24 protein-coding genes are annotated in these 22157 nt (G+C 33.6%); 13 read left to right on the top strand and 11 right to left on the bottom strand.

Translation table 11 applies throughout. The annotated features are described in order from the left end of the window. The coding region (locus QZU90_RS08480) for a hypothetical protein (RefSeq protein ID WP_296856661.1) at positions 1–419 on the bottom strand (419 nt) is incomplete at its 3' end. Between the two features lie 278 nt (positions 420–697). On the opposite strand from QZU90_RS08480, the gene QZU90_RS08475 reads away from it, so the two are divergent. The 4 genes from QZU90_RS08475 (at position 698) to QZU90_RS08460 (ending at position 3233) form a co-directional block, all read left to right on the top strand. Then, the gene (locus tag QZU90_RS08475; RefSeq protein WP_296856659.1) at positions 698–901 is read left to right on the top strand and encodes a hypothetical protein; all 204 of its coding nucleotides are present in this window, start codon (positions 698–700) and stop codon (positions 899–901) included. 191 nt (positions 902–1092) lie between these two features. After that, positions 1093–1932, top strand: coding sequence for a hypothetical protein (locus QZU90_RS08470; RefSeq protein WP_296856657.1), 840 nt, complete (start codon positions 1093–1095; stop codon positions 1930–1932). Positions 1933–2373: 441 nt separating this feature from the next. Continuing rightward, on the top strand, positions 2374–2571 hold the full coding sequence (locus tag QZU90_RS08465; protein WP_296856655.1) for a hypothetical protein: 198 nt from the start codon (positions 2374–2376) through the stop codon (positions 2569–2571). Next, on the top strand, positions 2553–3233 hold the full coding sequence (locus QZU90_RS08460; protein WP_296856653.1) for a hypothetical protein: 681 nt from the start codon (positions 2553–2555) through the stop codon (positions 3231–3233). Before QZU90_RS08465 ends, QZU90_RS08460 begins: the two co-directional genes overlap by 19 nt. Positions 3234–3370: 137 nt before the next feature. Here QZU90_RS08460 and QZU90_RS08455 read toward each other — a convergent pair whose 3' ends face one another. Beyond that, positions 3371–3574 carry a histone family protein gene (locus QZU90_RS08455; RefSeq protein ID WP_292787827.1) on the bottom strand — a complete coding sequence of 68 codons (204 nt, stop codon included), beginning with the start codon at positions 3572–3574 and terminating at the stop codon, positions 3371–3373. 536 nt (positions 3575–4110) lie between these two features. Here QZU90_RS08455 and hisG point away from each other — a divergent pair. The 5 genes from hisG (at position 4111) to pyrB (ending at position 7342) form a co-directional block, all read left to right on the top strand. Continuing rightward, on the top strand, positions 4111–4974 hold the full coding sequence (gene hisG, locus QZU90_RS08450) for an ATP phosphoribosyltransferase (RefSeq protein ID WP_296856650.1): 864 nt from the start codon (positions 4111–4113) through the stop codon (positions 4972–4974). A 55-nt stretch (positions 4975–5029) separates the two neighbouring features. Next, positions 5030–5839 (top strand): fumarylacetoacetate hydrolase family protein, encoded by an 810-nt coding sequence (locus QZU90_RS08445; protein ID WP_296856648.1) that lies wholly within the window; start codon positions 5030–5032, stop codon positions 5837–5839. Positions 5840–5939: 100 nt separating this feature from the next. Continuing rightward, positions 5940–6104: a hypothetical protein gene (locus QZU90_RS08440; RefSeq protein ID WP_296856646.1), complete on the top strand. Its 165-nt coding sequence runs from the start codon at positions 5940–5942 to the stop codon at positions 6102–6104. A 29-nt stretch (positions 6105–6133) separates the two neighbouring features. After that, positions 6134–6277, top strand: coding sequence for a hypothetical protein (locus QZU90_RS08435; RefSeq protein WP_292787820.1), 144 nt, complete (start codon positions 6134–6136; stop codon positions 6275–6277). 141 nt (positions 6278–6418) lie between these two features. After that, positions 6419–7342: an aspartate carbamoyltransferase gene (gene pyrB, locus QZU90_RS08430; protein WP_296856663.1), complete on the top strand. Its 924-nt coding sequence runs from the start codon at positions 6419–6421 to the stop codon at positions 7340–7342. Here pyrB and QZU90_RS08425 read toward each other — a convergent pair whose 3' ends face one another. The 5 genes from QZU90_RS08425 to QZU90_RS08405 all read right to left on the bottom strand — a co-directional run bounded on the left by QZU90_RS08425 (position 7343) and on the right by QZU90_RS08405 (position 11762). Then, positions 7343–7714, bottom strand: coding sequence for a HEPN domain-containing protein (locus QZU90_RS08425; RefSeq protein WP_295607196.1), 372 nt, complete (start codon positions 7712–7714; stop codon positions 7343–7345). Further along, positions 7711–8055 carry a hypothetical protein gene (locus tag QZU90_RS08420; RefSeq protein ID WP_295607199.1) on the bottom strand — a complete coding sequence of 115 codons (345 nt, stop codon included), beginning with the start codon at positions 8053–8055 and terminating at the stop codon, positions 7711–7713. Before QZU90_RS08420 ends, QZU90_RS08425 begins: the two co-directional genes overlap by 4 nt. Before the next feature lie 18 nt (positions 8056–8073). Beyond that, a complete protein-coding gene (locus QZU90_RS08415; RefSeq protein ID WP_295607202.1) occupies positions 8074–8412 on the bottom strand; it encodes a hypothetical protein in 339 nt (112 codons plus the stop codon). Between the two features lie 248 nt (positions 8413–8660). Further along, positions 8661–10955, bottom strand: coding sequence for an ABC transporter permease (locus QZU90_RS08410; protein ID WP_296856643.1), 2295 nt, complete (start codon positions 10953–10955; stop codon positions 8661–8663). Positions 10956–11057: 102 nt separating this feature from the next. Beyond that, entirely contained in the window at positions 11058–11762 is a 705-nt protein-coding gene (locus tag QZU90_RS08405; RefSeq protein ID WP_296856641.1) for an ABC transporter ATP-binding protein, read from the bottom strand. A gap of 328 nt (positions 11763–12090) precedes the next feature. On the opposite strand from QZU90_RS08405, the gene QZU90_RS08400 reads away from it, so the two are divergent. Next, positions 12091–14427, top strand: coding sequence for an alkaline phosphatase family protein (locus QZU90_RS08400; protein ID WP_296856639.1), 2337 nt, complete (start codon positions 12091–12093; stop codon positions 14425–14427). A gap of 109 nt (positions 14428–14536) precedes the next feature. Here QZU90_RS08400 and QZU90_RS08395 read toward each other — a convergent pair whose 3' ends face one another. The 4 genes from QZU90_RS08395 to QZU90_RS08380 all read right to left on the bottom strand — a co-directional run bounded on the left by QZU90_RS08395 (position 14537) and on the right by QZU90_RS08380 (position 18708). Continuing rightward, entirely contained in the window at positions 14537–15865 is a 1329-nt protein-coding gene (locus QZU90_RS08395) for a magnesium transporter (protein ID WP_394350207.1), read from the bottom strand. A 121-nt stretch (positions 15866–15986) separates the two neighbouring features. Beyond that, positions 15987–16595, bottom strand: a complete 609-nt coding sequence (locus tag QZU90_RS08390; protein WP_295607218.1) for a potassium channel family protein — start codon at positions 16593–16595, stop codon at positions 15987–15989. 108 nt (positions 16596–16703) lie between these two features. Beyond that, positions 16704–17840, bottom strand: a complete 1137-nt coding sequence (locus QZU90_RS08385) for a cysteine-rich small domain-containing protein (RefSeq protein ID WP_295607221.1) — start codon at positions 17838–17840, stop codon at positions 16704–16706. Between the two features lie 85 nt (positions 17841–17925). Continuing rightward, on the bottom strand, positions 17926–18708 hold the full coding sequence (locus tag QZU90_RS08380; protein WP_296856637.1) for a hypothetical protein: 783 nt from the start codon (positions 18706–18708) through the stop codon (positions 17926–17928). A gap of 371 nt (positions 18709–19079) precedes the next feature. Between QZU90_RS08380 and QZU90_RS08375 the strand changes: the two genes are divergently transcribed. From QZU90_RS08375 to tsaA, 3 genes are all read left to right on the top strand, one after another. After that, positions 19080–20825, top strand: a complete 1746-nt coding sequence (locus QZU90_RS08375) for a DNA-directed DNA polymerase II small subunit (RefSeq protein ID WP_295607227.1) — start codon at positions 19080–19082, stop codon at positions 20823–20825. 93 nt (positions 20826–20918) lie between these two features. Beyond that, positions 20919–21500, top strand: coding sequence for a class II aldolase/adducin family protein (locus QZU90_RS08370; RefSeq protein WP_295607230.1), 582 nt, complete (start codon positions 20919–20921; stop codon positions 21498–21500). Positions 21501–21585: 85 nt separating this feature from the next. Then, positions 21586–22077 (top strand): tRNA (N6-threonylcarbamoyladenosine(37)-N6)-methyltransferase TrmO, encoded by a 492-nt coding sequence (gene tsaA / locus QZU90_RS08365; protein WP_295607233.1) that lies wholly within the window; start codon positions 21586–21588, stop codon positions 22075–22077. Positions 22078–22157: the final 80 nt, after the last annotated feature.

Raw genomic sequence — 22157 nt, 5'->3', positions numbered from 1 at the left:
ACAGTCAAAGGATCTTCAGTTGATGGTCCTGAACTTGCAACTAAAATAGGAGTTCCTTTTCCATCATCACAGATGTAGAAAAATCCTTGAGCGTCTAAGTAAGTGTAAGCATATGGAGTTACATTAAAGCTTCCAGCTTGGAAAGCATCTTCACTCACTAATTCACATCCAGTAGTTTCCAAAAGTGAGATGAAGGAATCAACATCAGCTACTGAATCCAACTTATAAACAATAATAGGATGATCCTCATCAACTTGCATTGTCACCATTTCATCAGTCTTATCTGTCACTTGATATCCATCAGGAATGTCAAAGGTATAGTCACCTAATGACTCATAGTCATCTGCAGCTGCAATAGCTGTCATGCTTCCTACCAATATCAAAATCATTACGCTTAAAAATATGTTTTTGAATCTCATATAATCAGTCCTTTTTTAAAGCTGGTATTAATGATAATATTTCTTTAGAAATCCGTATAAATAATTTATTTTTTTTTAAGATTAATAAGACATTGCATAATGCTTTTATGGTCTTATATTTAGAACGATTGCTTTTTGAAAAAAACGATATATATTTAGTTAACTATTTATTACGAATAGTAAATCACTTATTTAAACCAACAAAGCTTATATAAGATTAAAATCATAATATAAGCAATCAATCATGCTTTAATAAGCAATTGAAAAGAGATGATACAATGGGAATATATGAAACAATTACACTAAGAAGCCACAGATTCGATAAAATCATAGAACTATTGGAAAATGCATGCGAAAAGTCCGATGATTTCAATGAAATTCAAGAATACTTTTCACTTATAAGGTGCATAGAGGAAGAAAGAAGCGCTAATCGCTCTAAAGCAAATAAGGATTTCGCAAATGAAATGGAAATGAATCTTTAGGCACTGTTGATATGATTCGGTGAAATTATTTTAATCTCATTATAATTTAATAATATCTTTAAAAAATTGTATAAAAGTTGTAAATTACGATTTAACTATTAAATAATAATTAAAATCGTCATTAAAAGTATTTAAATAAGATAAAATCCAAAATAAACATAAATATTAGTTTATGGAGGATTTTAAATAATATGGATGAAGAAAAAAATACAGGAGATAAAGACAAGATAGAGGATAAGTATTTCAAGCAAAGCATCCCTGGATTAAATCGATTATTGAATGTACTTGGCATACCTGGGGAAATTGTTAAAATTCTTCCAAATGAATATCAGAACTATAGAGATGAAACCAAAACAATGGATCTGGTATTTGATTTGAAATCAAAGGAAACCTTAAATCTCGAATTTAAATCAACATATGTAAAAAAAGAGGACATAGAAAAATCTCTGGACTATGCAACGTATCTTAGAATAAAATACAAACAGAAAACAAACAGCTACTTCATCAGCACAGTACAGAAGAAAAATAACGAATACGAAGATGAGTGGCATAACGAAAACAAGTATAAAATTCCATTAAAGACTTTTAAGGAATTCAGTGGAGAAGAGCATCTGGAAAATTTAAAAAATCTATTGGAAAAGGGTGGAATAGATGATGAAACCCAGGAACTTAATGATCTATTGCTGATTCCATTTATGGAATCGGACAAATCACCTAAGGAATTGATTGTTGAATGCATTACATTAGCAAATCAGATAAGAACTGTAAACAGAGACAAATTAAATGACATTAAAAATTTATTATTGTTTCTAGCTACCAAATATACTGATACGGATGAAGAATTTGATGAAATAGAGAGGTTGGTGAAAATGGAAGGCGGAATGATACAAAACACAGTAAAACAAATGAAAAGAATATATGGAGAAAAAGGGATAGATAGTGTTGCAATAGAACTTGAAAAAATCGGAATAGAATCAGAACTTATAGAAAAAGTAACAGATAAAGCAAAAAAAGAAATACAAAAGCAATGAAAAAAGAAATTAATATGATTAAAATAATAAAATGATTGAGATTTAAAGACTTGTGAAGAAATTACTTTTTTAGGAGATTGCATTATTTTAATCATATCGTGTTTTTGTGTGTGTTATGATTTGTGTTTTAAGAGCGATAAATAAAATGTCTTTAGCAATAAAATTGCATATTAAGGAGGGTATCGTTTTTAAAAAAAGAAATTTTAGAAATGATTAAAATTTCTTCTTTAGAAAAAATATAACGATTGTTATATTTCTCTATACTATAATATAACAATTGTTATATTTAAATGTTTCGATAAATTAATTTCATTTGGAAAAATTGTTTTAATTTCGTTATAATATTAAAAAACATTTGAAATCTCATATTTAAAAAAACTAATCCATTTAAATAAGATAAACTTTAAACTAGGGTTATTTATAGATTATCTTGGCGAAAAAATGAAAAATAATGAAAAAACAGATTTAGAAAAAACTGAAGACAAGTACTTTTGCCTTCTATATCCTGGAATAAACACCATTCTTGAAAAATTTGGATTTCCATATAAAATAGTGAGACCATGTCCAACCAAAATCGTAACATATGATGGAAAGGAAAGAATGGCAGATTTCTTTGGGAATTGGACAATGAGGACATAATTAGTTTAGAGGCACACTCAACTGCAATAAGAAAGGAAGATAAGGAAAAATTTTTTGACTATGCATGTTATATGAGCACCAAATATCGAAGAAAAGTCCACACATTAGTCCTCAACACTCATTATAAGGACAATGATGAGCTTATTTTCAATTGGCACAACAATGACGGGTTTACTATACCTTATAAATCGTTTAAGACCTTGGATGGTGATAAAACTATAAATAATATAAGTTTGAAAAATAAAAACAACGAAGAGCTTAGCAAATCAGAAATAGGGGATTTAAGAATACTTACATTCATGAAATCAAAAAGATCACCTAAAGAATTGCTAATCAAATCAATCGATCTTACAGTCGATGCAAAAATGAATGAAACAGAAAAGTTACACACAGCAGTTCTCCAATCATTTTTAGCTAAAAAATTCATAACCGATAATGAAGAATATAAGGAAGTGATGAAAATGATAGATGAAAGTGCACTGGATTTTAAAGGAATACTGGGAAGAAGAGACCGAATATACTATGAAGAAGGGCAAAAATCAAGAAACTACCAAATAGCAAAAGACCTCATAAAAGAAGGACTAGACGATGAAACAATAAAAAGAATAACAAAACTAAACCAAAAAGAGTATGAAAAACTAAAACAACAATGCTCAAAATAAATCTTAAAAAAACAGTACTAGAAAAAAATGTAAAAAAATATAAAAAAACAGTAAAAAAACAAAAGACTTATCACTAACACGTAGTGATAAGAATTTTGGTCCAGGTTTTGCGCTCCGAAGGAGCGGAAAAGCTGGGTCTATAATTCGCTAATAGCTAATTCGATGTCTTCAGCTTTAACGGTTTTACGTTTTGCTAATTCTGCGAATTTAATAGCTTTTTTAGCAACTTTAGCAGCTTGTGCTTCTACGTAAGCGTTTAATTCTTTTTTAGCGTCTTCGCTTACTCTTTCAGCACCAGCATCTTTAATGATTCTTCCGATAGGAGCTACAGGAATTGCCATAAATATCATTCTCCATAATTTTATTTTAAAAAACTATACTTATTACTAATGCAATAATTAGTGTAAGCTTATTCAGAGTTCATATTTTTAAAAAATACTAGCTGAACAAGCTTTTTTTCATAAGTACAATAATATCTTAATATTTACTACTATATAAAGGTTTCTAAAAAATAGCCCTTATAACGCCCTTAATTAACAAAATATGATATATTAGAATATAGAATTTGAATTCAGTAATTGTAATGATTTATAATTAAAAATCATAAACTATATATACAACAAATAAAATTCTAACTATTCATATGGCATATAAAAAATTAGTTTATTAAAACTCAAACTAAACAAAAGTAAAAATTAATTTTTTACATATTACAAATGATTAAAAAATATTGAAATTTTTCAAAAATCAACTATGTGAAAAAATTCAATAAATTGATTAATATTATATAGAAATAAAACTAAAATAATTGTAGATAAAAAATATCAATAGCTTTGATAATAAGCTAGTCTTTAGATAAAACAATATGGATGAAATCATGAAACTTAAAATTGCAGTGCCGTCTAAGGGCAGAATCAGTGATCCTGCAGTAAGAATCCTGGAAAAGGCAGGACTTGGCCTCAAGGACAGCTCAAACAGAAAATTATTCTCACAAACTTACAACGAAGACATAGACGTGATGTTTGCACGTGCTGCAGACATTCCTGAATTTGTGGATGAAGGAATCTGTGATATGGGAATCACAGGATACGATCTCATAGAGGAAAACGATGCAGATGTTGAAATACTCTTGGATTTGAACTTTGGAGCAACAAAATTAGTTCTCGCTTCACCTGATGACAGTGAAATAGAAACAAAGGAAGACCTAAAAGACGGAATGACAATAGCTACAGAGTTCCCAAATCTCACTAGAAAGTACCTAGAGGAAAACAACTTGGACATCAAGATTGTAAAGCTTACAGGATCAACTGAAATAGCTCCATTCATTGGAATAGCTGATGCAATCACAGACCTTACAAGCACAGGAACTACACTCAACATGAACCATTTGAAGATTGTTGATACAATACTTGAAAGCTCAATAAAATTAATAGCTAACAAGAACTCATATGAAGAGAAGAAGGATCTTGTGGAAGCTGTAAGCACCTCCATTCAAGGTGTGCTTGAAGCTGGAAGAAAGAAATTGCTTATGATGAATGTAGCTAAAAAGGACCTATGTGAAGTTCAAAAGGTCATGCCTGCAATGAGCGGACCAACCGTATCTGAAGTGTTGTCAAAAGAGGAAACAATGGCAGTTCAGGCAGTGGTTGGAGAGGATGAGGTCTTCGAGCTTGTAAACAAACTTAGAAATGCAGGTGCACGTGACATTCTTGTAGTTCCAATAGAAAGGATCATTCAATGATTAAAAATAATTTTTTAATGGTTAAATTTTATTATTATTTATTTTCAGTGATTTAATGAAATTCCTAAGATTCAAGAACAAGGCCGACAGTCTAAATGAAGATAAAGAAATAAAATCAGGTTTCCTAGACGATGAAGGTAAGGTCATCGAACTAAATGGAGACATTCTAGACTACTTCAATAAGGACATAAAATTCATTTTATACAATATGGTATCATCACACGGCTTAGATGACATTGAAATACTATCCCCAACTGAACCGTCTAAAATAGTCTGCATTGGCCTCAATTACAAGGATCATGCAAAGGAATTGAATCTAGACCTACCTGAAAGCCCTGTAATATTCATAAAGCCATCCACTACAGTAAATAGAACAGACAACATAATCATCTATCCTAATGTGTCAAAGCAAATAGATTATGAAGGAGAGCTTGCGGTTGTAATAGGAAAAACAACCAAACAAGTTAGTATAGAAGAAGCGGATGATTGCATCTTCGGATACACAATAATAAATGACGTTACAGCAAGGGACTTCACCCTTGGAGATGGCCAATGGACAAGAGGAAAAAGCTGTGACGGCTTTGCTCCAATGGGACCATATATAGAAACAGACCTTGACCCATTGAATCAAAAGATCATAACCAAGGTAAATGGAGAAACAAAGCAAAACTCAAGCACTTCACAAATGATCTTCTCTCCACAGGAAATCATCTCATACGTTTCACAGACAATGACATTGAATCCAGGAGATGTGATAGCTACAGGAACACCTCCAGGTGTAGGTGAAATGAAGGCAGATTCAATAGTTGAAGTGACAATAGAAGACATTGGAACATTAAAGAGCTATTTAATCAAAGAAGAATGAACAAAATTGAATAAAATAGATAAATTATTATAATACTTTAGAAATATTATAAAACAGAACACCTTTTTCAAAAAGGAGTTCTTAAAAAAGAGGTGAAAATATGGAATTAAATAAAATTTGTTTATGTGCGATCGTATTATTCTTTTTATTCCCAATAATAGGATTCTTTATGCACCACTTTTGGAAAATGTTAATTTTAGGAATCATCATTTCCATTATTGTTGGAATCATCGGATGGTTCAAAGGAGACGAAATAGCTCCTTAAGTGTCCTTTTTATATAGCCTGGTGAAAACATGATTATAGAGATCATAATAATAGCTATACTATTGATGATTATATTTGGGCTATTGAAATGGATGATGAAAATCGGCATGAAAGTGTTTATCATAGCAATTCTTGTATTCATCATCATGGCATTGCTAGGATACATATTCTAAAACATGTGAAAGAATTAAAAGGTTTTTAATCTAATTAAAAACTTTTTTTCATTTTTTTTAAAGTAAAATTAATATTTCTATTTTTTTCTTTTTATTTATAAGACCACTATTCCAAGTGTAAAATTTAAGGAGCGTAATAATATATTTGGCCATGAAAACCTTATTTCATTAAAGGATTTTGAAAAGGATGAAATTGAATTCATCTTAGATGAAGCAAGCAAACTTGAAGATGTTGCTAAATCAAAGAAGTTATCCAGAGAGCTTGAAGGAAAAATATTAGGACTCTTATTCTACGAACCTTCCACAAGAACAAGACTTTCCTTTGAAGCCTCCATGAAAAGACTTGGAGGGGAATGCATTGAACTTGGGGACACATCAATCAGTTCAGTGGCTAAAGGTGAAAGCATAGCAGATACAGCAAAGATGTTTGAATCATACTGTGATGCAATTGTAATAAGACACGACCTTGAAGGAGTGTCACGTTTCCTCTCAGATATCGTGGATGTTCCAATCATAAATGCAGGTGACGGTGCAGGCCAACACCCAACCCAGACATTATTGGACCTTTACACAATCAAAAAGCACTTCGGAAAAATAGACGGATTGAACATAGCGCTTCTTGGAGACTTAAAATACGGCCGTACCGTACATTCACTCTCATACGCTTTGGGAATGTATGATGTTGAGATGACATTTGTCTCACCGGACCAGCTTAAGATGCCTAAGGAAACATTGCATGACCTTGAAGAGAACAATATCAAGTTCAAGGAAACAAACAACCTTAAGGATGTCATTGATGATGTTGATGTCCTCTACGTTACCAGAATCCAAAAGGAAAGGTTCCCAGACGAAGAGGAATATGAAGAGATCAAGGGAGCTTACCTGATCAATAAGGAATTGCTTGAAGGAAAGGACCTTATTGTAATGCACCCACTACCAAGAATAGATGAGATTGCATATGATGTTGACGATACAAAGTACAACAAGTACTTTGAACAGGCTGCAAATGCAATTCCAGTAAGAATGGCTATCCTAAGAAACTTGATTACTCATAGGTATGAGTAATTACCTTTTACTTTTTTTATTTAAATTATTCAATAATATAATTATTTCATTATAGATTTCTTCACTGACACCTACATTTTTCATATAGAATTTGCTATCATAATCGGCGTAATTCCTAAATCTTCTTATTTTTCTCAAGTTTTCACCTAAAGCCTTCTCATCACCATAAGATTTTTCCAATTCATTTATTAGAAATGAATGAGAATCATTCGAAGGAACTGTTCTTTGATATTTATCTTCATAATAATTCTTCACTAATCCAAAAGCTGCATAATAAAAACGGCCTACAGCAGAACGTTGATACTCTTCCTTTTTGGAAATATTTTTCATACAGTTTCCAACATCATAAAATTTATCCCAAGTGAAAGTCAAAACAATACCTCCACTAACAGCAAACGCTTTACCTTGCAGTTAGAGACTTTCAAGCCATCTATTTCCCTTTCTAAATCATGCAACTTTTTACGATTGCTTTTGAATTCCTTTTCATCACCATGAATGCATAGCATCAAATCTTCCAAATCCTTTATTTCCGGATCTGTTGCATATGATAATGAATAGAAATAATCTGGAAAATAAGATTCAAGCAAAGGATAGACTTTCTCAATTAATTCCAATAATCCAGTATTTGAACGAATAAAATCAATAATCTCTTTTTGATTGATTAATTTAAAATTATCTAATATGCAATCTCTTTTATTTTCTTCAATTAACATACTATCACTTGTATCAAATCATATATCAACTAAAAGCAATGGCTTAACATTGCAATTAGAAACTTTCAATTTCTCTATTTCATTTTCCAATTCTTTTAATCTCAAACAATCCTCATCATAAACCTTTTCATCACCATTGATAAATAGCATGATATGCTCGAGATTGATAATTTCAGGATCTATTGAATATAATAAACAATAAGAATATTTTGGAAAATAGATTTTTAGCAAAGGATATGCTTTTTCTATTAATTCCAATAAGCCATTGTGAGAATTAATAAAATCAATTATTTCATCACGATTTACTAACTTAAAATTATCCAATACACACCCCTTATTGTTTTCATGGATTAACAAAATATCACCTTTTTAAAAATTAATTAAAATTGTTTATTTCTTAAATAAAAGTTTAAAAAAAGTTATATTTAAAGTTAACTAAACAAAACAGTATTTTTAACAAAATTAAATCAATATTATAGTAATATAGTAAAATTAGAGTGATTTAAACAGATATAGTTTTATATAGTAAACCATGCTAAATGTTTTAAAAAAGGAAAATGTAAAATAAATAAAAAAAGAAAAAAATATGGAATAAAACCCTAAATCTATTCATTGCTCTTCAAGGATTCAACCATATTCACCTTCTTGATCTTTCTTGAAAATGCCAAGTTGACAAGAACAGACAATCCAAAGGTAATGAGGAAACTGACTATGAAGTTCCATAAGTAAATGTTGATTGGGAAGCAATACTCATCACCAGTTGACCCCATCATGATGCCCATCAAAACATAAGCTCCAGGAATAGCTAGAATAAATCCAATAGTTGAGAACCATAGGTTTTGAGTTAACAAAAGCCTTCTCAAGCTTTTTGAGTTGAATCCAAGAACCTTGAGTGTCGCAAGCTCCCTTTGAATCTCAGTGAATGACAATAGACCTAAATTGTACAATACCACAACTGCCAAGACAATTGCAAAGGTAGTGAGGACACTGACCATCAAGTCCAATGCTTCAGTCATTGTGTTCCATCCCTTCCTGATGTCTTCACTTGTTGTAATGCTGCTTACTCCAGTATAGTTTTCTTTCACGTTCTTTTTGGTCAATACAACATTTGTGCTGTAGTTGTAGTCATCCCCTCCAATCTCATCAAAGACTTCAGGAGACATTATCAATCCTTGGCCAAAAGGAATTGAGTATGTTTCTGTAATCTCTGAATCAATCCATTTAGGGTTTCCTGCAACATGCCATCTTACCTTATCTCCAACCTTCAATCCAAGGACTTCAGCCATCTTGTCTGAAATGGCCACTCCATCAGGATCAAGGCTTATATAGTTTCTGTTGGCATCGGTAACCTTGTAATACTCTGTATCGTTCATTACCGTAAGGGTTCCTGTCTTCTTGATGCCCTTATACTTCAACTCAATGGCTTCTTCCCTTATTCCTTCACCGCCAGTCTCATCCAAGATATGATCCAATTGTGAATCTGTGATGTTTTCTTCTAATAATAGCTTTGAATTGAAGTTATAGATTTGATTGTACTGCCAATCCTCAACATCATTGATTGAATCGACCATTCCGAATGCAGACATTACCAAAAGGGCACATGCAAATACACCGAAAACGCTCATTATCGCTCTGGTCTTGTTCCTTTTTGCATCCCTATAGTTCCATCTTTCATTGAAGCTGAATCTTTCCCAAATCTTGGTTCTTTCAATAAGGCCGGAACTTACAAGTTTTGGAGCCTTTGGCCTGATTGTTTCTGAAGGATTCTCATCGCTGATTCCCTTTACTGAAATGTAGCTTATCAATACAGAAGAGACTACCATAAGTCCTGCAACAGCAAAGAAGCTGATGTCCCATGAAGGTCCCCAGCGAGGAAGCGAATAGGTAGATGACATTGTTGGATAGAATAGATAAGGTATAGTCAAAGGCCCTACAACAAGACCTATAACAGAACCGCTTAATGACAATACGAATCCATAAGAGAGATAGTGAAGGATTATTGACTTGTTGCTGTATCCCATTGCCTTTAAGGTTCCTATCTGCATCCTTTGAGCTGAAATGACACGGGACATTGTTGTTACCAAAGTCAAAAGTGATACAAGAACGAAAATGGCTGGAAATATTCCTGAAAACATCTGGTGTTGAGATATCTCATCCTGCAATGTCTTTATGCCAACATTATTGTCACGGTCGACATACTGAACATAGGCCTTTTGGCCCAATTTATCCTCCAATGCAGACTTGAAGTCCTTCTCATCCAATTCCTCATAGCCATCAAGAGCTATTGTATTATACACAATGTCAAAATCAGCGCCTTTAGATGGGATGTAAGCAAAGCCCACTTGAGAAAAGTCAGGAAGCAAGCTACCTTCCTGGATATAATAGACATATTCCGGAGAATACATTATTCCCCTAACTGTTTTAGACACCTTATTTCCATCGAACTTTAAGGTGATCTTATCTCCAATATCCAATTTACGGCCATCTGCAAACCTTTTGTCAATCCAAATTCCTTCCTCATCATTAGGGTCAAAGTCTTTCCCCTTGAAAAGGTAGAATTTGGATATGTTTTGATTTCCCTCTACAACATGCAAAGTAATCTCTGGGTCTGATGAGTAATTGGCAACCGTATCCACTACCATCTCCCTTTGGGCATCCTTGATTTCTTCCATGGATTTAATATCGGAAAATACATCGTCACTTATTTCCTCTCCATAGATCCACCCATCAGCTAGGTTTGTATTCTCATAATAGCTGTTTGATACATCCACCATACCTACAACTTCACCGCTAATTCCTGTAAATGCAAAGACTCCTATAAGAGCCATTAAAAAGATAGAGAGAAACTGGGCCTTATGATCCTTGAAATCACGTAGCATTTTCCTATATAGCATTTTCATATTATCACTTTTTTAAAAATAGAGGAACTAACATCAATAATTTATCACTTTAAAAATAGAGTGAATCAACACTCTACATATCTCTAATTGAAATAAAAATTCTTACCACTCTATCTCATGTATATCCAAGGGATTTTCATTGACAGTAACACTTTCAATCTTTCCGTTTTTGATTCTAATCAGCTTGTCTGCAGCTTCGGCCAATTTTGAGTTGTGGGTTACAATGACTACAGTGGTATCCTTTTCATGGCACTTGTTTTGAAGCAATGAAAGAATCAATACTCCTGTATTTGAATCAAGAGCTCCAGTGGGCTCATCACATAAGAGCATCGCAGGCTCCTTTGCCAAAGCCCTTGCAATTGACACCCTTTGCTGTTCACCACCTGAAAGTTGAGCTGGGAATTGGTTTCCATGGCCTGTAAGGCCTACAGATTCAAGAATCTCATCACCATTGACATCCACATCTGTAATATCCTTCATCAATTCAACGTTTTCCTTTGCTGTCAAGTTTGGAATCAGGTTATAAAACTGGAATATGAAGCCAACGCTTTTGGCTCTGTATTTGGTAAGCTCATCATCATCAAAATCTACAATGTTTTGACCATCAACTATTATCTTTCCGCTTGTAGCTGAATCCAAGCCACCTAGCAGATTCAATAAGGTGGATTTACCTGCACCGGATGGACCTAAAATAACAACGAATTCCCCTTTTTCAATCTTAAGGCTTAAGTTATCCAAGGCCTTCAATTCATGGTCTCCGCTTTTATAGATTCTGGATACGTTTTCAAATTCTATCATTGTTGACATGTCAACCCTCATTTTAATGATTAATTAACAAGATTTTATCAAATTAAATTGTTCTCATCATAAAGTTTGTTTCTTAAATTATATAAATTTTTAGGTATACCAAAATATTATATGATATGAACACTCAATTTTATTTCGAATGAATTATAAATCTCTAAAAAAATATTTTATACAATCTTTTAAACAATATAAAACTTCCCATTAATATTATAGAAAGAATACTTAATATACTTAACAATTCAACTAAAAAAATATTTAATAAAATAAAAATCATATATTAGGATAGGAAGATAAACTTTTTATAATAAATTCAAACAGGCATCATATTATGACTAGCACAATAAGAGAAGAGATAAAGAAAATCATTTATTTTATCGTTTACTTGATTCTAGAGGTAAGCATATTCTTCATCATAACTAAAACCCTTGGAGGAATATCAATACCAAACTTCAGAACCGCATTCATAGTCATAATACTCCTTTCTTTAGTAAACGCCATATTATGGCCTCTTTTAAGCTATTTTTCACTGAGATTCATTGTGGTTACACTTGGATTCGGAACATTCCTTATCGACGGAATACTCCTTTACTTCATAAGCCTATTCATTCCTGGAGTTTTTATCAGTGGAATAGCATTGTTTTCCGTTCCTCTTCTGATTGGACTCATATCATCTCTTGTTTCACTTGTATTGAACATTGATGATGACGATAGCTATTACCACAACATCTTGGAAAAGGAAATGAAGGCAATCTACACCGAAGCTAATGACAAAGAAGGTTTCATATTTCTGGAAATAGATGGCCTTTCCCATCATACATTAGAAAAGGCGTTGGAAAATGGAGATATGCCTACATTGTCCAAATGGATATCCGATGGAAGCCATAAGCTTGTAAAATGGGAAACAGACTTGTCAAGCCAGACATCCTCATCACAGGCAGGGATCCTTCATGGAAACAACAATAACATTCCAGCATTCCGTTGGGTCGAAAAGGAAAAGGACAATCGCATAATATCCTCTAACGGAAGGACTAACTCTGAACTCATTGAAAAGAGAATATCAAATGGAAAAGGCTTGCTTTCAAACAATGGAGCAAGCAGAAGCAATCTCTTTTCAGGGGATGCAACAGACCACATATTGACTTTCAGCAAATTCGCAATTTCCAAAGCAATCAAGTCAAGAAGCTGGTATTACCTATACTCAAAGCCTTATGCAATCACAAGAATCCTGATACTCTTCATATATGACATGATCATGGAATTTGCATCAAGGATGAGACATTTGTTCAAGAACATACAGCCTAGATTGAAGTGGAGAGGATTTGCATACTATGTGGCACGGGCAGGTGCAAATGTGGCCATGAGAGAAATTACAACACTCACCTTAATTGGGGATATCCTTGCTGGAAACCACAATGTGATTTATGCAACATATATGGGCTATGATGAAATAGCTCACCATTCAGGAGTTGAGGATTACGATTCATTTTATGCACTTAGGCAAATAGACAGGCAATTCAAGCGTTTGGAAAAGGCAATGGAAAAATCTGCCAGAACCTACAAGATAATTGTATTGTCAGACCATGGCCAATCCAATGGATTCACATTCAAGGAAAAATACGGTGAAAGCTTGAATGATTTGGTAAAGGATCTCTTGCCTGATGACATTACAGTTCACAGTATTCTTCACTCAAATGATGACCACTTTAGGGAAAAATACTCTCTAAAGCCATATGTTGAAGACAATCTTGAAAAGGTGGATAGAAGAATTGAAAAATCCATAGACAACACAAAAGAAAAAATAGACACAAGAATAGACAACACCAAGGAAAGAATAGACAACACAAAAGAAAAAATAGACACAAGAATAGACAACACCAAGGAAAGAATAGACAACACAAAAGAAAAAATAGACACAAGAATTGATAATACAAGGGAAAGAATAGATTCAAGGCTTGACTTTGAAATAAGCCCACGTGAAAAGTTCAATGAGATAAAAAACAACTCCTCAACCTTAGAGTATTTCAATAAACTGAAAAGCGAAAGAAGTTTCCTAAACAGCGATGAGCCATTCGCCAAAAGACTTAATAACATTTCAACTGACTTGAACTTGAATATGCAATTTTCAAAAAAGACAAAAGTGAGTGAGAAAACCGCTCAAACATTGGTTCTCGCTTCTGGAAATTTAGGATTGATTTATTTTACAGACTGGTCCAATAGAATGACATATGAGCAGATAGAGGATGCATTTCCTGGACTCATCAGTGGATTAGCCCATCATGAAGGAATAGGATTCGTTATGGTGAAATCTGAGATATATGATACAATAGTGTTTTCAGATGATGATGTGCTTTACCTTGACACAGAAGAGTATTATGGAAATCATTTCCTCGACAGGTTTGGAGAAAACACCATCAGAAAGCTTAAAAGAACAGATGGATTCGCACATGTGCCAGACATTTTGGTAAACAGTGCATATGACATTGACAGTGATGAGGTCTATGCATTTGAGGAATTGATCGGAAGCCACGGAGGTGCTGGAGGAAACCAGCAATATCCATTCATCCTATATCCAAGTGAATGGTCATTGGAAGAGGAAATATTGGGTGCTGAAAATGTATATAAGTTCTTTAAAAGTGAAATGGAAAAGTCCTGGAATGAAAAATAGAATAAAAAAGAATTAGGTCTTTTTTAAAATAACTAATCAATAAAACCAACTATTTTTTTAAATTAAATCAAGTTTAATACCTAAAAACATTATAAATAACTATTCAAGATTAAATCAAACTCAAAAGACCTAAAGACACTACAATCAAAATCAATGTGGATATTGAATCTGTCAGACTTGTAGATAAAGGAATGACAATATTATCCGGATCGAGCCCTCTTCTATATGAAATTGTAGAGATATAGAAGACTACAAGCAACATGACTAAAATCAGGATCATACCTGCAATAAGGCTTATCAAAATGGATTGAAGGTATCCGACACCAATGTTATTGAAAGCTATTGTAGAGGATTCAGCCAAGAATCCAATTAAAGGATACATTACAACAGCTAAAGTTACAATAGCTATGAAGTTTTCCATTGTATGCTTTTTAGGTCTCAATACCGGATCGATTAAACCGGAGTGAAGACCTGAAGACAATCTTGCACCTAATATGCTTACCAAACCGCCACTTTCACCAGAGAACAATGGAACCAATGTAAGCAATGTTTGATTCTTAAGGAGTGTGCTAAGTGAGTTGTTCAATATTCCACCTGCAACGGTTCCCAATATGGAACAGAAGAACAGGACTGGAGTGGATTGCCTAACGATATGCCTTACTTCATTGTCAGCAGTGTATCCTGAAATCAATGAAACCACTGTAATCAAGATAATGATTGCAAACAATACCATCTTGACGATTGGATTGAAACCTATTAGATTAACAATCAAAACACTTAAAATGATTGCAGGCAAGGTAAAGAAGTCTCCAACCGCTGCAATGAATGGTGTTGTGATGTTATCTGGATCCCAACCACCTTCAAAGCTCTTAAGTGAAATGAACATTGTAATAGGGAGCATGATGACTGTAGAAATCAATCCGGCTATAAATGAAATTAATACAAAGTCGAAAAGGCTTATGCTTGGGAAATCGAATAATATGCAGATTACCTTTGCAATAGCTCCAAGCAAGACTGAAAGAGCCATAGTCAATATAATTGATGCTGTAATGTTTTCATCCAAAAGGTCTGACCTTTTGAATTCAGGGGATATTGTACCAATGTGGAGGTGAGTGCTTAACCTTGAACCGAAGGAGCCGAAAATGTTTCCTCTCATACCAATAGCTCCTGGAATAATTACCATAAGGCCAGGATAGGTCTGTAGGAAGAATTCCATGTTTCCTAAAATGATACCTGCACACAAGTCACCAACAGCACAAATGGAAAGGGCTATAAGACTTTCCTTTAAAACAGAATCAGTGTCAGCTAAAAATTCTCTTATATAGCTTACAAAACGTGCTGGAAGTGAAACGATGAACTTTACAGCATTAAATAAAAATAGAATGATGCCAACAACCAATGTGATGATAGATTCCCCAAATTGACGTGCCATCTTCATTAGACTTTTCAATTGGTTCACCTCCCATCATCATAGTGTCACATCCATACATATTAAATAAATAATTTAATTGAAATCAATTTTCATATAAAATCTAAATACACATAACTAAAATGTTAATTTAATCATCATCAATAAATTCCTCAATGTTTCCTAAATCCTCTAATTGCATTTCTCCATCAGCAAGCTTTTCAATGATTTCAGTTCCTGTTTCGGATCCTTTAGCTATTAAAACGTCTCCTGCAAGGATAACAGTGTTCTTGTCAGGTCCGTAAATCCAGGAATCTCCACGTCTGATGGAAATGATTCTCATACCAGTACGGTTGAGCAATAGTAATTCTCCTAAAGATTGGTTTGCTAAAGCGGAACTTTCTTCAACATTTACACGAATGATGTTCCTTTCGGATTCTTCCATAACCATTTTGAATACAAGGTGAGGTTCGAATCCTTTTAAAGTCAAATCAGCTAAATCCTTTGCAGCATTACCCATGGATTCAGCAGCTTCTGCAATCTCAAGCAATGTAGTCAATTTTTCTGCATCCTCAAGTGAACGAGCAGCTACAAGAGATTGCTTCTTAATCTCATAATTCATGCTGTTGAGTCTGTTTTCAAGGGTCAATACCTCTTCTGCCGCAGCTTTGTTATTGAATAAAACAGCAGAATAAGCTAAATCAACCATTAATTCCGACATATCTTTCATTTCAATTAAAATATCTTTTACGCTTGGCATTTTAAAACCTTCTTTAATTAATATGTAATAAATAAGTAAATTCTATTTTCAATTAATTTCTAAATGAAAATTATTAATGATTTTATTGTTAAAAAATTAAATTATAAATTATTTTAAAGTTTTCAATAGACATTCACGTCTTAATTTCAATAATTCCATATGCTTGGCTTTCAAATCATTCTTATCTTCCAGAATGTCTTCAAGTCCTTTTCTTACTGCCTGACATGGCTCTTCAAGATGAATCCAATCACAGTGTTGACAGCTCCAAACATCCTTGTTCTTGATCCATTCACCGCCAGTCAATCCATCAGCACATGGATAGAAAGGACAATAGCAGAAATCGCATGCCTCCAATGCCTTATGGCATGGCAAATATTCGCAATCATAGTCAAGGCCCTTAGGGGTTTCATCCTTCAAATACCTTTCAAAGAAATCAATGTTTTGTGAAATGAACTTAGGCTTTACAATATATTCAGATGAGGTGACCATATAATCCTCAAGCTTGTAAGTCAACCTGTTTCCTATAATCAAAGCGGAATCCTCTTTTATGCTTTCCTCATTGATGTCCTTGAAGCATGAGATTTCATATGAATAGCTTTCATTCACAATTCCTAGCAATAACTCATCATTGAAATCATTCACTGTTTCCTTAAGCAAGTTGAAATTGGCCTTATCATCATCCTCGCCAAGTGGATTATGAATGAATAAAACAAAATCATTCTTCAATGCAAACTTAATCTTATTCTTGAGCTCTTTTTCTGATACAAGAGGATTGTTCAAGTCAATTGATACAAAATCATTGAATGGAGCTCCCAATACAGCTGAACTGTAATCAATTGGAGAAACTGCAGGATAAATCTTCAAGTCAAGATCATCATACTTTGAACTGATTTGAATCAAAAGATTGGCTATACCATAAATGTTTCTTTTATTGGAACAGATAAGAGCAACATTATTTTGAGATGCCTTTGAAATGGCCAATTCTATCTTGGAATAGGATTCCTCAAGTTTGGAATAGACATCAGAACTATCCTCTATGGATTCTGACTCATCCAAACCAATAATCACTTCATTATTGGACTCATCCAAAGCATTTACAATGATTTCCTTGTCTTTAATGTATGTATCCAAAACGCTTAAATCAAGATTATCATAATTGACTATGATATCAGATTCTATTATGGCATTGAATACATTTATGGTAATGTTTCCTATATCAGAACCCACGCTAATAAGATTAATCATCATATCACCTTTTAGGACCTTAGTCATTTTTTATCTTTTTGAAAAAGCTTTAATAAATAATTGATTTAGCTAATAATAGCTAAACCTAAAACAAATAGAATAAAGGAGCTAATAACTCACTTGTAGAGTCACTAGAGCCACCAGATGATCCGCCAGAAGAAGAACCTCCACCAGATGAGGAACCTCCGCTAGAACCACCAGAAGAGCCTCCATCAGATGATGAACCTGATCCTGAATCGGAACTGGAACTGGAACTGCTTGAACTGGAACTGCTAGAGCTGGAACTTGATTTAGAGCTTGATTTAGATTTTGAACTTGATTTATATTTTGAGCTTGAATTAGATTCGTCCAAGATGGAATAGCTATTGTCATTAGCATCAAATATTTTCAAGATTGAATCAACCTTTAAAGTGTCCAACTTAACTTCAATACCGTTAATGGTATGTTCAGCAGTGGCTGTAGCAATGATTTTATAATCTGGCTCACCGTTGATTATGATGGAACCGGATTTTCCGCTAGGCTTGGAATATCCGAAAGCGGTTACGGTTACATTGAATTCTTCCTTGTCAGTGTCGTCAGTGGTTGTGATTGTCATGTTCTCTACATTGACACCGTCGACATCCGCCACCTCTGATAGCTTATCAGCCAATTCAAATTTATTTGTTACATTGATTTGGTCCGGATCTTTAATAAGCAATCCGCCAACATTCTCAGGACTGAAAAATGAAGTGACAGTGCTGACCTGCATATTTATTAATTCTCCTGGATCAGGAACCTCTCCAGTTGCTAAAGTATAGGAACTGAACAGCCCTATTTCAAAAAATACAAAAAATAACAAAATTATAAGTATTATTCTTGAAATTTTCATTTTTATACCCTTTATGAATTAATTTTTTAAATTTTTTAAATTTCTGAAGTTATGATTAAATTATTTTTTAAATCATTTTATAAGCAATCTTCATATGTTCATCACTAAAAACAAATACTTTTCATTAGTCTCAATAAGTTTTAAATGTGATGAAGATATATTGTTAGTATCTTATAATGATATAGTTTATATTATTTATATATAATAAGATTATCGAAAAATAATGCAATATAGATTATTTTATTAACAATAAGAAGATAATATAAATATAAGATTAAATTAAAAATATTAACGAATGTAATGGAACTCTCAAAAGGGAAAATCACAATAATTATTCCAGGTGATTTTGCCAAGATAAAGGAAGTAAAAACATGACTGCTGAAATTCTTATTAAATTTGCAAGGAAAGGGATAATCCTATCTCCAGAGGCTTATGATTTAATCAAAAACTCTAAAAATCCTATAAATTTAAGTTCAGAGATTATTGTAAAATTGAAAAGCGGAAATTATTCTAATGAGATGGTTCCAGTTGATGTAAACACCATTAAAAATATGGAAGGGCTCAATTTAGAAATGCAAGAGCTAAGTGATATCACATCAGGCCCTGCAAAGCAAAGCCAACCAATAGAAAAAAAGCCACTTGAAACCAAGCCACCAGAGATAAAAACCCAAACACAAGCTAAAGAAGAAAAACCAATAGCTACAGAAACTAGTGCTCAAAAACCAGAACCTGAAACAATTGAAACTGCTAAAACACCAGAAAAAGAACAGCCAAGAGTAAATCCGGGTTATGGTAGTGAACATGTAGTTAAAATTGAAGATTCAGAAGTTTCAAAAGATGTGGAAATAAAATACAAAAGAAACCTTACTGAATCCAAAGTCAATTTTGATAAATTCAAGGTCCTCAAAGACACAAGCAATAAATCTTACACAAGCGGTGAGATTGGAAACCTAATAGAATACTTCCAAAACAGATACAAGAAGCTATCTGGAATATTGGAAAAGAGGCCTGAACTTAGAACCTGGCAAAAGATCAATGAAATCACTGAAAATCAGACTGACTTGAACCTAATCGTAATGATTACAGATATCAGAAGCACTAAAAACGGCCATTATCTGATTGAAGTGGAAGATGATACCGGTTCAATGCCTATATTGGTAAGCAAGGACAATGATGACTTGATAAGGGCTGCAAGAAACCTTATGAGAGATGAGGTCATTGGAGTCATTGCACAGAAAAGAGCTGGCCCAAGCGAAAACAGATTGGCAATTTGCCAAAACCTCATTGACCCTGACGTTCCAAGAAAGGAAAGGAAAGAGGTTGATTTCGGTACCGTATTCACATCAGACATTCACATAGGAAGTTCAACATTCCTTGAAGATGCATTTGTAAGATTCACAAGATGGCTTAATGGTGACTATGGTAACGAAGAGCAAAGGGAAATGGCCAATAACGTCAAGTACATGATTATCGGTGGAGATATTGTAGACGGAATTGGAGTTTATCCAAACCAGGACAAGGAATTGGCAATCAAGGACATTACAGCTCAATATGATGAGGCTGCTCGTTTAGTTGGTGATATCAGAAGTGACATCAAGATCATCATCACTCCTGGAAACCACGATGCTTCAAGAGTTGCAGAGCCACAGCCAGCAGTGCCTGAAAAGTACGCTAAATCATTATACAAGCTAAATAATGTGGAATTCCTATCAAATCCAAGTACAGTAAGCTTGGATGGCCTTGAGGTATTGATTTACCACGGAAGAGGAATAGATGACATGGTGATGGGATCAAATGACTTCTCACACGAGCGAAATGACCTCGTAATGAAGGAATTCCTAAGAAAAAGACATTTGGCTCCATTGTATGGTGAGAGAACTCCACTTGCTTCAGAACTTGAGGATCATTTGGTTATTGACTCTGTACCTGATGTATTGCATACAGGACACGTTCACATTAACACCTATGCAAACTATAAGGGAATTCACTGCATAAATTCAGGTACTTTCCAGACTCAAACAGAGTTCCAGAAAATTTACAACATCGTGCCAACACCTGCAGAGGTTCCTATCATTGATGTAGGTGGAAATTACAAGCAATTGAAATTTATTGATTAAATTAATTGAAATGGCTTATTCAGATGTTTGGCTATTTAAACAGCTGTTTACATCTGCTTTTTTATGAATTATAATATTTATAAGGATGATAATATGGAAAAGGAAATTGTAAAATCCGTAGTTGAAATGTCAGCTTATGTTTTTGAAAGAGGATTGGTCTCTGGAAAAGCGGGCAATGTAAGTGCAAGATTCAAAGGTGAAAAGGGTGATATTGTAGCCATTACACCTACCTTAAAATCCCTTGCAGACTTAAGGGAAGAGGATATTGTTCTTGTAAATGAAAAGGGTGAACTCCTAACCAAAGGAAAGCCATCATCTGAAGTGGGAATGCATTTGGCGATATATAGAGAAAAGCCTGATGTTTATGGAATCGCACATACCCATTCACCATATGCAACAGGATTTGCATTTTCTGCCAAGAAAATAAAGCGTCTTGAAGGATTTGGAGCTATTAAGTCAGAATACCTTAAGGACATTGAATACTTCAAGCCTGGAAGCAAGGAACTTGCTGAAGCTGCAAGTGAAGCTCTAAAGACAGAGGATGCAATCATCTTGAAGAACCATGGAGTCATAGCTACTGGAGAGACAGTGAAGGAAGCGGCTGCTCTTGTTGAATTCGTTGAGGAAATAGCTAAAACACAGTTTGTGACTCATGTGTTGAATTCAATTGAATAGAAAATAAATAATTTTAAATAAATTGAATTTATAAATAATCTTTCGTTATAAAAATTTATATACATCAAAAATAAAATAAGATACTATGAAAATTGAATTTGAAAGCATTGGAACAATACATTCCCCATTTAAAGAGTTAGAGGGAATGCCAATCCAACCAACTGGCGCTAAGGGAATAAAGGGAAAAATATGCCTTAAAAATGAATTCAAGCCAGGATTAAAGGATATTGATGGTTTTTCACATCTTATACTCATATATCACTTGCATAAGACAAATGGAAATGCACTCGAAGTGAAACCATTCATGGACACTCAAACACATGGAGTATTTGCTACAAGATCTCCAAAAAGGCCTAACAATATTGGAATGACTACTGTAAAATTGGATAAGGTGGAAGACGACATTCTCTATATTTCCAATGTGGACATACTTGACGGCACTCCACTACTTGACATCAAGCCATATGTTCCTCAGCTATTTGAAGACACTTTAGTTGATGATTTAAAAATAGGATGGTTTGAAAAAAACCATCAAAAGGCAAAAAGCCAAAAGGCAGATGACAGATTCATAAAATGAATTTATCATGCCTCTTTTTTATTAAAAATAAGTTTTTTTCTTTTTATTATGCTTTTTAAATAAAATTATTTTAATATAAT

The sequence above is a fragment of the uncultured Methanobrevibacter sp. genome (assembly GCF_902784195.1).
GTDB lineage: Archaea > Methanobacteriota > Methanobacteria > Methanobacteriales > Methanobacteriaceae > Methanobrevibacter.
This window is presented reverse-complemented; position numbering and strand designations above follow the sequence as displayed.